Here is an 11,708-nt window from a genome sequence, read left to right on the forward strand (position 1 = left end):
CATTATTTTGCGAAAGGCATGCCCAGCTGAGTCAGAAGCTCACGGGACTCTTCGTCAGTTTTGGCAGTCGTTACGATAACGATGTCCATACCACGAACTTTATCAACTTGATCATACTCGATTTCCGGGAAGATCAACTGTTCTTTCAGACCAAGCGTGTAGTTACCACGTCCGTCGAAAGCTTTTGTTGATACACCATGGAAGTCACGTACGCGAGGAAGAGTAATGTTGAACAATTTGTCCAAGAAATAATACATACGCTCGCCACGAAGTGTTACCTTTACACCGATTGGCATGTTTTCACGCAATTTAAAACCTGCGATAGATTTTTTCGCGCGAGTGATTACTGGCTTTTGACCAGCGATCAGCTGCATGTCGTTGAGAGCTGAATCAAGCACTTTGGAGTTTTGGACTGCGTCGCCAACACCCATGTTGATTACAACTTTCTCGATTTTAGGCACTTGCATCACTGTTGTATAGTTGAACTTCTGCATCAAAGCAGGAGTGATTTCTTTCAAGAAACGTTCTTTCATTCTTGTTGTAGCCATGAATCATATACCTCCTTTCTTTAAAAAATAATTAGTCGATCACTTCGCCAGAACGTTTTGCAATGCGCACTTTTTTTCCGTTGTCCAAAACTTTGTAACCAACACGGGTTACTTTTCCGCTCTTCGGATCAATGTGCATAACGTTGGAAACGTGAATCGGAGCTTCTTTCTCGATGATGCCGCCTTGTGGATTCAGCTGATTAGGCTTTTGGTGTTTTTTAATCATGTTAACACCTTCCACAAGCACACGGTTTTGACGAGGGTAGGCAGCGATAACGCGACCTTTTTTACCTTTATCTTTACCTGTAATCACCAGAACAGTGTCGTCTTTTTTGACGTGCAGCTTGTTGTTATGGGATTCCAGAACTTTTTTCACTTTTGGCATTTCGTACACCTCCTACGGGCACATTTTAAGGTGAGTTTAGATCACTTCCGGAGCCAAGGAAACGATTTTCATGAAGTCCTTGTCACGAAGTTCGCGAGCAACTGGTCCGAAAATACGAGTACCACGTGGGCTCTTGTCTTCTTTAACGACCACTGCTGCGTTCTCGTCAAATCCGATGTAGGAACCGTCTTTACGGCGGATAGAACGTTTAGTACGAACAACAACCGCTCTTACTACATCACCCTTTTTGACAACGCCGCCTGGTGTTGCTTGTTTTACGGAACAAACGATCAGGTCACCAATTTGAGCTGTACGACGTCCCGTACCACCGAGCACACGGATACACATCAGTTCCTTCGCGCCGGAATTGTCAGCTACAGTCAAACGTGTAAATGGTTGAATCATTTATTTATCCTCCTTTCGGAAAAACTACACTACATTAGATTATAACAGCTTTTTCAACGATTTCGACCAGTCTCCAGTTTTTGTCTTTGGACAAAGGGCGAGTTTCCATGATTTTAACAGTATCACCGATTTGTGCAGTGTTGTTTTCATCATGAGCTTTGAATTTCTTAGTTACTTTAATGCGTTTATGGTAGAGATCATGTTTTTTGTAAGTTTCTACAGCAATCACAATCGTTTTATCCATTTTGTCGCTGACTACTTTACCGACTAATACTTTACGGGCATTACGTTCGCTCATTGTTGGCCTCCTTCCTAATTACAGGCGGATTTTCCACCCGGTCTGATATCTTAGCTAATCCCAAGTTCTCTTTCACGGATCACAGTTTTAGCACGAGCAATTTCCTTACGCACAGCGCCGATCCGAGTCGGGTTATCAAGCTGACCGGTAGCGAGTTGAAAACGAAGGTTAAAAAGTTCTTCTTTAAAACCGGAGATCTTTTGTTCGATTTCAGCAGTGGTTAGGTTGCGGAATTCACTAGCCTTCATTTGCTTCACCACCCAATTCTTCACGTTTCACAAACTTAGTTTTGATTGGCAGTTTGTGAGCGGCAAGACGCATTGCTTCACGAGCAATCTCTTCCGGAACACCAGCAAGTTCAAACATAATCTTGCCTGGTTTCACTACTGCAACCCATTTTTCTACGTTACCTTTACCACTACCCATACGAACCTCAAGAGGCTTCTGAGTAATTGGTTTATCAGGGAAAATTTTAATCCAAACCTTACCACCACGTTTGATGTAACGAGTCATCGCAATACGAGCAGCTTCGATTTGACGGTTAGTAATCCATGCAGGTTCAGTAGCTTGCAAACCGTACTCACCAAAGTTCAGTGTAGTACCGCCTTTTGCACGACCCTTCATATGACCACGTTGTTGTTTACGATGTTTTACGCGTTTTGGTACCAACATGATTAGTTGCCTCCTTCCTGAGGAGCTTGTTTCTTAGCTGGAGGAAGAACCTCTCCACGATAGATCCATACTTTTACGCCAAGACGGCCGTAAGTAGTATGAGCTTCCGCTGTACCATAGTCAATGTCGGCACGAAGCGTATGCAGTGGAACAGTTCCTTCGCTGTACCCTTCGGAACGAGCGATTTCGGCACCGCCAAGACGTCCGCCTACTTGAGTTTTAATTCCTTTTGCTCCGGAACGCATAGTTCTTTGAATCGCTTGTTTCAAAGCACGACGGAAAGAAACACGACGTTCCAATTGTTGTGCAATGCTTTCAGCAACCAAGATTGCGTCCAGTTCAGGATTTTTAATTTCAGAAATATTGATGTGCACCTTTTTACCGCCTGCGATTTTAGTAATTTCATTACGCAGATTTTCAACTTCGGAACCACCCTTACCGATAACCATACCTGGTTTCGCAGTGTGAATCGTTACATTGACACGGTTAGCTGCTCTCTCGATTTCAACACGGGATACAGCGGAGTCTTTCAATCTTTTTTTCAGATGTTCACGAATTCTAACGTCTTCCAGCAAAAGATCACCGAAATCTTTGCCTGCATACCATTTGGATTCCCAATCACGGATAATACCGATTCGGAGTCCGACGGGATTTACCTTTTGGCCCACACGTTTTCCCTCCTTATTTTTCAGATACCACCAGAGTAATATGACTGGTGCGTTTGTTAATACGGCTTGCACGACCCATTGCACGCGGGCGGAATCGTTTCATTGTAGGACCTTGGTTTACAAAAACCTGAGATACTACCAATTTATTTACGTCCAAAGAGTAGTTGTGATCTGCATTTGCAATCGCAGAATTCAACAATTTCTCAACGACTGGAGAAGCGGACTTTGGAGTGTGACGAAGAATTGCAATCGCCTCACCAACCTGCTTACCGCGAATCAAATCGATAACAAGTTTCACTTTGCGAGCAGAAATCCGTACGGATTTAGCATGTGCTTTTGCTTCCATTGAGTTTACCTCCTCTCAAACACTACGCTGTGTTGATTATCTTCTTGTTTTCTTATCGTCATCCGTATGGCCTTTGTACGTACGTGTTGGAGCAAATTCGCCCAATTTGTGTCCGACCATATCTTCCGTTACGTATACTGGCACGTGTTTACGGCCATCGTATACACCAAACGTATGTCCGATAAATTGCGGGAAAATCGTAGAGCGACGGGACCAAGTTTTGATTACCACTTTTTTCTCCGACTCGTTCAAAACCTCTACTTTTTTCAACAGGTAACCATCAATGAATGGTCCTTTTTTGAGACTGCGACCCATTTATGAATCCTCCCTTCGTTAAAACGTAGTCGTTCCTTAATATGTTAACGTGCGACTTAAGCGCACGTTTTATTACTTAGTACGACGACGAACGATGTACTTATCAGATGCTTTACCTTTTTTACGTGTCTTGTAACCAAGGGTTGGTTTACCCCATGGAGACATTGGAGATTTACGTCCGATTGGAGCGCGACCTTCACCACCACCGTGTGGGTGATCGTTAGGGTTCATTACAACACCGCGAACTTCAGGACGTTGTCCCAACCAGCGACTACGACCAGCTTTACCGATTTTCACCAGTTCATGGTCTTCGTTACCTACAGAACCGATTGTCGCGCGGCAAACTTTCAGAATGCGGCGAACTTCACCAGAAGTCAAACGAATTGTAACATACTTTTCTTCTTTACCAAGAAGTTGGGCTTCCGTACCAGCGGCACGAACGAGTTGGCCACCTTTACCCGGTTTCAATTCGATGTTGTGGATAACCGTACCTACTGGAATGTTTTCCAATGGCAAAGAGTTACCGATTTTAATATCGGAACCTGCACCGGATACCACTTCGTCTCCTACTTTCAGACCTTTAGGAGCGATGATGTAACGTTTTTCACCATCCACATAGTGGATAAGTGCGATGTTGGACGTACGGTTTGGATCATATTCGATCGTAGCAACGCGGCCCGGTATTCCATCTTTGTTACGTTTGAAGTCAATAATACGGTACTTACGTTTGTGTCCGCCGCCATGATGACGAACCGTAATTTTACCTTGGTTATTGCGTCCAGCTTGCTTGCTCAGAGGTGCCAGCAACGATTTCTCGGGCTGATTAGTTGTAATCTCCTCGAAAGTAGATACAGACATAGCACGTCTGGCCGGGGACGTTGGTTTATACTTTTTAATTGGCACTGAGTTTCCCTCCTTACTTTACAGTTTCAATTATACCGTTTCAAAAAACTCAAGCGGCTTACTGTCTTTGCTCAGCGTTACGAACGCTTTCTTCCACTCGCTCGTATAGCCGGAATGACGTCCGTAGCGTTTTGGTTTTGCAGGAACACGAAGCGTATTTACGTTACTTACTTTCACGTTAAAAATGGCTTCGATTGCTTTTTTAACTTCGACTTTGTTAGAACGAATGTCAACCTCGAAAACGTATTTCAAGTCATTCATCATACCAGCCGTACGTTCGGTGATAACCGGACGTTTGATAATATCACGAGGATCCTTCATTACGCGAGCACCTCCTCTACCTTCTGAACTGCTTCCTTCGTAATGATCAGTTTGTCGTGTCCGAGCACATCAAGAACATTAATGCCATCTGCGGCTACAAACTTCACACCAGGAATATTACGAGCGGACAGTGCTACATTATCATCATAGCTAGGAGCTACGATCAATGCTTTACGATCAGCTTTAAGGTTATTCAAAATGGCTGCGAATTCTTTCGTTTTAGGTCCGTTCAGTGTAAGAGCGTCCAATACGATAATTTCATTCTCAATCACTTTGGATGACAACGCCGATTTGATCGCCAGACGACGAACTTTCTTAGGCAATTTGTATGCATAGCTGCGTGGAGTCGGACCAAATACAGTACCGCCACCAACCCATTGCGGTGCACGGATCGAACCTTGACGAGCGCGGCCAGTACCTTTTTGTTTCCAAGGTTTACGTCCGCCACCACGTACTTCAGAACGTCCTTTTACTTTGTGAGTACCTTGACGCAGGGAAGCCAATTGCATAACAACAGCGTCATGAAGAACGTGCTTATTCGGCTCGATACCGAACACTGCGTCGTTCAATTCAATTTCACCAACTTGGCTGCCGCTAATATTAAATAGTGCTACTTTTGGCATTTCGTGTTCCTCCTTTCTTCAGTTGTTTATTTTTTCACCGTTTCTAATACTTTAACGAAGCTATTTTTAGGTCCTGGAATGGAACCTTTCACGAGCAACACATTACGTTCTGTATCGATCTTAACAACTTCAAGACGTTGGATAGTTACCGTTTCATGCCCCATGTGTCCTGGCAGGTGTTTACCTTTAGGAACGCGGTTAGCTTGAATGGAACCCATAGAACCTGGACCTCTGTGGTAACGCGAGCCGTGTGCCATTGGTCCGCGGCTTTGTCCCCAACGTTTGATAACGCCGGCAAAACCTTTACCTTTAGAAATACCTGTTACGTCAACGAACTCGCCTTCTGTGAAGACATCAGCCTTCAGTTCTTGGCCAACCTCGTACGCAGCAAGGTCGATGCCACGAAGTTCACGAACGTAGCGCTTAGGTGCAGTATTTGCTTTTTTCGCATGTCCTGCTTCAGGTTTGTTGGATCTTTTTTCTTTTTTATCAGAGAAACCGAGTTGGATAGCTTCGTATCCATCGTTTTCCAGATCTTTCTTTTGCAGAACAACACAAGGACCTGCTTCGATAACCGTAACAGCAAGTACGTTACCTTCAGGGGTAAACACTTGAGTCATTCCGAGTTTTTTTCCTAAGATACCTTTCATGTTGACACCTCATTTCTTTTCCTAATTACATATTACAATTTAATTTCGATATCTACACCGGACGGCAGGTCCAAGCGCATCAAGGCATCCACAGTTTGTGGAGTCGGGTTAACAATGTCGATCAAACGCTTGTGTGTGCGCATTTCGAACTGCTCCCGGGAATCCTTGTACTTGTGTACCGCACGGAGAATAGTAATGATTTGTTTTTCAGTTGGCAGCGGAATTGGCCCGGATACACCTGCGCCCGAACGTTTTGCTGTTTCAACAATTTTCTCAGCGGATTGATCAAGAATTCTATGATCGTATGCTTTCAAACGGATACGAATTTTTTGCTTTGCCATTTTAGTCCCTCCTTCTATCGCCCAATTTGGTATCGGACATACTCCGTGAAAATTTTCCGACAGCCCTCCCATGGCAAAGGGGCCGGGTGTGTCAGTAACCTCTCACATCATCGCACAGTCACAAACAACATTAGTTATTATATCGAATAGTTCTGCCTATTGCAAGCAAAAACGAAAAAACAATGCATCTTATTTTCAAAAGATACAATTGTGCTCGCAGCTCGCGATTTTTTCAAGAGAAAAGCCCCCGCACCAGGGCAGGGGCTCGTTAAGCTTCGTTCCAATACAACGTTACTCGTTCCAGTACACTGTTGCTCTATTCAAAGGCAAAAGCCTTCTTATTTGGAGATTGTTGCTACGGCACCAGCGCCAACTGTACGTCCGCCTTCACGAATAGAGAACTTAGTTCCTTCTTCGATAGCGATCGGGTTGATCAGTTGAACAGTAACCGTGATGTTATCACCAGGCATTACCATTTCGGAACCTTCTGGCAAAGTAATGATTCCAGTTACGTCAGTTGTACGGAAGTAGAACTGTGGACGGTAACCAGTGAAGAAAGGTTTGTGACGTCCGCCTTCTTCTTTAGTCAAAACGTAGATTTGAGCAGAAAATTCTGTATGTGGGTTAACAGAACCTGGTTTAGCCAATACTTGGCCGCGCTCGATTTGTGCACGATCTACACCGCGAAGCAGTGCGCCGATGTTGTCACCAGCTTGAGCGGAATCAAGCAATTTACGGAACATTTCTACGCCTGTTACTACGGATTTACGGGATTCTTCTTGAATACCGATGATTTCGATTTCGTCGCCCACTTTAACTGTACCACGCTCTACACGGCCTGTAGCAACTGTACCACGACCAGTGATGGAGAATACGTCCTCGACAGGCATAAGGAAAGGCTTGTCAGTGTCGCGTTCTGGAGTTGGGATGTAAGTGTCGATTGTTTCGAACATTTCAACGATTTTCTTAGCCCAGTCGCCGTCTGGGTTTTGCAGTGCTTCACGAGCGGAACCACGAGTGATTGGAGTGTCGTCGCCTGGGAAGTCATACTCGCTCAGCAAGTCGCGAACTTCCATTTCAACCAATTCCAGCAACTCTTCGTCTTCAACCATGTCGCATTTGTTCAAGAATACAACGATGTAAGGAACACCAACTTGGCGGGACAACAGGATGTGCTCGCGAGTTTGCGGCATTGGGCCGTCAGCTGCGGATACAACCAGAATCGCTCCGTCCATTTGTGCAGCGCCAGTGATCATGTTTTTAACATAGTCGGCGTGACCTGGGCAGTCAACGTGTGCATAGTGACGGTTAGGTGTTTCATACTCCACGTGTGCAGTGGAGATTGTGATACCGCGTTCGCGCTCTTCTGGAGCTTTATCGATTTGATCGAATGCTACAGCAGCACCACCGTAAGTTTTGGACAATACAGTTGTGATTGCAGCAGTCAAAGTAGTTTTACCATGATCGACGTGACCAATAGTACCGATATTAACGTGCGGTTTGTTACGCTCAAACTTAGCCTTTGCCATTTGAACAATTCCTCCTCAATAACTTGTTTTATTTTAGGCTGCCGGATGCCCTTTTGGTAAAACCCAGAGCATACCGGTCAGCTGATACATTGTATTACTCGCCGCCTTTGGTTTTGGCAACGATCTCTTCAGCAATGCTCTTCGGAACTTCTTCATAATGAGAAAGTTCCATGGAGAACACACCGCGTCCTTGTGTACCGGAGCGAAGTGTAGTCGAGTATCCGAACATTTCGGACAAAGGCACCTTCGCACGAATGATTTGAGCTCCACTGCGGGAATCCATACCTTCAATCCGACCACGACGGGAGTTCAACATACCCATTACGTCACCCATATATTCCTCAGGAACCGTTACTTCAACTTTCATAATCGGCTCGAGCAATACTGGTTTACATTTGTCTTTCGCTGCTTTCAGCGCCATTGATCCGGCAATTTTAAATGCCATTTCATTGGAATCGACATCATGGTATGATCCGTCCACGATTGTAGCTTTAACGTCCACAAGCGGGAAGCCTGCGATAACGCCGTTTTTCATTTGTTCCTCAATACCAGCAAGAGCAGGAGCGATGTACTCTCTAGGAACAGAGCCGCCGACTACCTTACTTTCGAATTGACTACCAGTACCTGGCTCAAGCGGTTCGAACTCAACCCATACGTGACCATATTGACCACGACCACCGGACTGACGAACGAATTTACCTTCGACACGTGCTGGAGCACGGAACGTTTCACGGTAAGCAACCTGTGGTTTACCCACATTTGTTTCCACCTTGAACTCACGACGCATACGGTCAATGATGATGTCCAAGTGAAGCTCACCCATACCCGCCAAGATGGTTTGACCTGTTTCTTCGTTAGTATGAGCGCGAAGAGTTGGATCCTCTTCAGTCAACTTACCGAGAGCTACAGACATTTTATCTTGGTCAGCTTTGGTTTTAGGCTCAACCGCGATTTCGATAACCGGATCAGGGAAGTTCATGGACTCGAGAATAACAGGACTCTTCTCATCACACAGTGTATCACCTGTACCTGTATCTTTCAAACCTACGGCAGCCGCAATATCACCAGAGTAAACTACAGTGATTTCTTGACGACTGTTCGCATGCATTTGAAGAATACGTCCGATACGTTCGCGTTTACCTTTTGTTGCATTCAATACGTAAGAACCGGATTGAAGAACACCGGAGTATACGCGGAAGAATGTCAACTTACCAACGTAAGGATCCGTCATGATTTTGAATGCCAATGCGGAGAATGGCTCTTCATCGGAAGAGTGACGTTCAACTTCCGTACCGTCTTCCAAATGCCCTTGAATACTTGGCACATCAATAGGAGCCGGCAAATAGTCGAGAACAGCATCCAACATCAGCTGAACACCTTTATTGCGGTAAGAAGATCCACAGATAACTGGGAAGATTTTAACTTCTACAACACCTTTACGGAGAGCGGCTTTAATTTCGGCAACCGAAATTTCTTCGCCTTCCAGGTATTTCATTGTCAATTCTTCGTCCAGTTCAGCAACCTTCTCGATCAATTCATTACGAAGTTCTTCAACTTGATCTTTGAATTCCGCAGGAACTTCTACTTCTTCGATATCTTGACCAAGATCATCTTTGTACATATGAGCTTTTTGTTCAACGATATCGATAATACCAGTAAAATCATTTTCTGCGCCGATTGGCAATTGAATCGCAACTGCGTTCGCTTGAAGGCGATCACGCATGTCAGAGACAACATTCAGGAAGTCGGCACCAATGATATCCATTTTGTTTACATATGCGATCCGTGGAACGCCGTAGCGATCAGCCTGTCTCCATACGGTTTCGGACTGAGGCTCAACGCCTTCTTTCGCACTGAAAACACCAACTGCTCCGTCCAATACACGAAGGGAACGTTCAACTTCAACAGTGAAGTCAACGTGCCCCGGGGTGTCGATGATATTGACGCGGTGACCTTTCCAGGCAGCGGTCGTCGCAGCGGAAGTAATCGTGATTCCGCGCTCTTGTTCTTGTTCCATCCAGTCCATTGTCGCAGCGCCTTCGTGAACTTCACCGATTTTGTGCGTACGGCCTGTGTAGAACAAGATCCGCTCTGTTGTTGTGGTTTTACCCGCGTCAATATGAGCCATGATCCCGATATTACGTGTATTTTTCAAGGAGAACTCTCTTGCCATGAAATGGGTCTCCCTTCAAAATTGAAGTTATTTTTTTGAGCTGAATCCTACCAACGATAGTGAGCAAACGCTTTGTTCGCTTCAGCCATTTTGTGCGTGTCTTCACGTTTTTTCACGGAAGCGCCTGTGTTGTTGGAAGCATCGATAATTTCAGCCGCCAAACGCTCTTCCATGGTTTTCTCACCGCGGTTGCGGGAGTAGTTTACGAGCCAACGTAATCCCAGGGACGTACGTCTTTCTGGTTTTACCTCGATTGGTACTTGGTAGTTGGCACCGCCGACACGGCGTGCTTTAACTTCCAGGACTGGCATGATATTCTTGATAGCTGCTTCAAAAACTTCCATCGGGTCATTCCCCGTACGTTCTTGGATAAGCTTGAACGCATTGTACAGAATGCTTTGAGCAACGCCTCGTTTTCCGTCGAGCATGATGCGATTGATCAAGCGGGTAACCAACTTGCTGTTGTATACCGGATCTGGCAACACGTCTCTTTTGGTAACTGGACCTTTGCGTGGCATGGATATCCCCCTTTCTTACATGTTAAACCGACATACGCGGTTTATATTCATTAGGATTTTTTAGCTTTAGGGCGTTTTGCGCCGTATTTGGAACGAGCTTGCATGCGGTTGTTTACGCCTGCAGTATCCAAAGCACCGCGAACGATATGGTAACGCACACCCGGAAGGTCTTTTACACGACCGCCGCGAATCAGCACTACGCTGTGTTCTTGAAGGTTATGTCCAATACCTGGAATGTAAGCAGTCACCTCTACACGGTTCGTCAAGCGAACACGAGCATATTTACGAAGTGCGGAGTTTGGTTTTTTCGGAGTCATAGTACCTACACGAGTGCACACTCCGCGTTTTTGCGGGGCACTGATGTCGGTAGCTTCACGTTTCAAGGCATTAAAACCTTTTTGCAAAGCCGGTGATTTCGATTTCTCGATTTTGGCTTGACGTCCTTTACGAACCAGTTGGTTAATAGTTGGCATGTTGGTTGCCACCCCCTTCCTCAATTTTTGCTGTTACTTTACAAACCTTATCTAAGCCCACAGACCCAGGCGGTTCATAAAAGAACAAATGAAAAGTCTTTGCCGCCAAGAATAACGATTCCTTAGACAAAAACGTTCCTTACCCTATTGTTTTACGATAGCAGCCATTGCGGCTCCCACTTCAATCCCACATGCAGCTCCGAGATTTTTCATTGTGTCTACGAGAGTCACTTTGACTCCTTGCTTGTTGCACAAAGCAATGATGTTGGAAGTGAGACGCTGATCTGCGTCTTCTGCCACATATACTTCTGAGGCAAAGCCCAATTCTACCATACGAATGGTTTGTTTGGTACCGATTTTGACATGAGCATCTTGCAGTCCCTGTTCTTTAGACATATCTCATTCCTCCGAAAAGACCCAATAGCATATAGGCTGCTCACGCACCTTTGCTATATTAGCATTGACTATAAGTAATGTCAAGACAAATATAAACCATAATTCATTTAAACAGAATAACACGATTCATTTTTGAAAAAAGCA

At 45.1% G+C, this 11,708-nt stretch carries 19 protein-coding genes; all 19 read right to left on the reverse strand.

Features of this window, described 5'->3' with window-relative positions; genetic code table 11:
• Positions 1 to 2: 2 nt before the first annotated feature.
• A complete protein-coding gene (rplE, locus tag MKY16_RS21820; protein ID WP_007432571.1) occupies positions 3 to 548 on the reverse strand; it encodes a 50S ribosomal protein L5 in 546 nt (181 codons plus the stop codon).
• 31 nt (positions 549 to 579) lie between these two features.
• Positions 580 to 933, reverse strand: a complete 354-nt coding sequence (gene rplX, locus MKY16_RS21825; RefSeq protein ID WP_013312155.1) for a 50S ribosomal protein L24 — start codon at positions 931 to 933, stop codon at positions 580 to 582.
• A gap of 36 nt (positions 934 to 969) precedes the next feature.
• The gene (gene rplN, locus MKY16_RS21830; protein WP_007432573.1) at positions 970 to 1,338 is read right to left on the reverse strand and encodes a 50S ribosomal protein L14; all 369 of its coding nucleotides are present in this window, start codon (positions 1,336 to 1,338) and stop codon (positions 970 to 972) included.
• Positions 1,339 to 1,372: 34 nt separating this feature from the next.
• Positions 1,373 to 1,636 (reverse strand): 30S ribosomal protein S17, encoded by a 264-nt coding sequence (rpsQ, locus tag MKY16_RS21835; protein ID WP_007432574.1) that lies wholly within the window; start codon positions 1,634 to 1,636, stop codon positions 1,373 to 1,375.
• 50 nt (positions 1,637 to 1,686) lie between these two features.
• On the reverse strand, positions 1,687 to 1,884 hold the full coding sequence (rpmC, locus tag MKY16_RS21840; RefSeq protein WP_007432575.1) for a 50S ribosomal protein L29: 198 nt from the start codon (positions 1,882 to 1,884) through the stop codon (positions 1,687 to 1,689).
• The gene (gene rplP, locus MKY16_RS21845) at positions 1,874 to 2,308 is read right to left on the reverse strand and encodes a 50S ribosomal protein L16 (RefSeq protein WP_007432576.1); all 435 of its coding nucleotides are present in this window, start codon (positions 2,306 to 2,308) and stop codon (positions 1,874 to 1,876) included. The genes rpmC and rplP overlap by 11 nt, the downstream gene beginning before the upstream one ends.
• A 2-nt stretch (positions 2,309 to 2,310) precedes the next feature.
• Positions 2,311 to 2,976 (reverse strand): 30S ribosomal protein S3, encoded by a 666-nt coding sequence (gene rpsC / locus MKY16_RS21850; protein WP_013312156.1) that lies wholly within the window; start codon positions 2,974 to 2,976, stop codon positions 2,311 to 2,313.
• A gap of 13 nt (positions 2,977 to 2,989) precedes the next feature.
• Positions 2,990 to 3,322, reverse strand: a complete 333-nt coding sequence (gene rplV / locus MKY16_RS21855) for a 50S ribosomal protein L22 (RefSeq protein ID WP_013312157.1) — start codon at positions 3,320 to 3,322, stop codon at positions 2,990 to 2,992.
• A gap of 36 nt (positions 3,323 to 3,358) precedes the next feature.
• Positions 3,359 to 3,637 carry a 30S ribosomal protein S19 gene (gene rpsS / locus MKY16_RS21860; RefSeq protein ID WP_029514489.1) on the reverse strand — a complete coding sequence of 93 codons (279 nt, stop codon included), beginning with the start codon at positions 3,635 to 3,637 and terminating at the stop codon, positions 3,359 to 3,361.
• Positions 3,638 to 3,709: 72 nt separating this feature from the next.
• On the reverse strand, positions 3,710 to 4,540 hold the full coding sequence (gene rplB / locus MKY16_RS21865) for a 50S ribosomal protein L2 (RefSeq protein ID WP_029514490.1): 831 nt from the start codon (positions 4,538 to 4,540) through the stop codon (positions 3,710 to 3,712).
• 30 nt (positions 4,541 to 4,570) lie between these two features.
• A complete protein-coding gene (gene rplW / locus MKY16_RS21870) occupies positions 4,571 to 4,861 on the reverse strand; it encodes a 50S ribosomal protein L23 (protein WP_013312159.1) in 291 nt (96 codons plus the stop codon).
• A complete protein-coding gene (gene rplD / locus MKY16_RS21875; protein ID WP_013312160.1) occupies positions 4,861 to 5,484 on the reverse strand; it encodes a 50S ribosomal protein L4 in 624 nt (207 codons plus the stop codon). Before rplD ends, rplW begins: the two co-directional genes overlap by 1 nt.
• Before the next feature lie 26 nt (positions 5,485 to 5,510).
• Positions 5,511 to 6,134, reverse strand: coding sequence for a 50S ribosomal protein L3 (rplC, locus tag MKY16_RS21880; RefSeq protein ID WP_013312161.1), 624 nt, complete (start codon positions 6,132 to 6,134; stop codon positions 5,511 to 5,513).
• 32 nt (positions 6,135 to 6,166) lie between these two features.
• Positions 6,167 to 6,475, reverse strand: a complete 309-nt coding sequence (rpsJ, locus tag MKY16_RS21885) for a 30S ribosomal protein S10 (protein ID WP_005544556.1) — start codon at positions 6,473 to 6,475, stop codon at positions 6,167 to 6,169.
• A gap of 338 nt (positions 6,476 to 6,813) precedes the next feature.
• The gene (tuf, locus tag MKY16_RS21890) at positions 6,814 to 8,004 is read right to left on the reverse strand and encodes an elongation factor Tu (protein WP_023990558.1); all 1,191 of its coding nucleotides are present in this window, start codon (positions 8,002 to 8,004) and stop codon (positions 6,814 to 6,816) included.
• Positions 8,005 to 8,098: 94 nt separating this feature from the next.
• Complete coding sequence (gene fusA / locus MKY16_RS21895; protein WP_029514491.1) at positions 8,099 to 10,177, reverse strand: elongation factor G; 2,079 nt, start codon at positions 10,175 to 10,177, stop codon at positions 8,099 to 8,101.
• A gap of 47 nt (positions 10,178 to 10,224) precedes the next feature.
• Entirely contained in the window at positions 10,225 to 10,695 is a 471-nt protein-coding gene (gene rpsG, locus MKY16_RS21900) for a 30S ribosomal protein S7 (protein ID WP_007432586.1), read from the reverse strand.
• A 50-nt stretch (positions 10,696 to 10,745) separates the two neighbouring features.
• Positions 10,746 to 11,168, reverse strand: a complete 423-nt coding sequence (gene rpsL / locus MKY16_RS21905; protein WP_007432587.1) for a 30S ribosomal protein S12 — start codon at positions 11,166 to 11,168, stop codon at positions 10,746 to 10,748.
• Between the two features lie 144 nt (positions 11,169 to 11,312).
• Positions 11,313 to 11,564, reverse strand: coding sequence for a ribosomal L7Ae/L30e/S12e/Gadd45 family protein (locus MKY16_RS21910; protein WP_007432588.1), 252 nt, complete (start codon positions 11,562 to 11,564; stop codon positions 11,313 to 11,315).
• Between the last annotated feature and the right edge of the window lie 144 nt (positions 11,565 to 11,708).

Source organism: Paenibacillus sp. FSL L8-0641 (assembly GCF_038006265.1).
In the GTDB taxonomy this organism is placed as follows: domain Bacteria; phylum Bacillota; class Bacilli; order Paenibacillales; family Paenibacillaceae; genus Paenibacillus; species Paenibacillus polymyxa_D.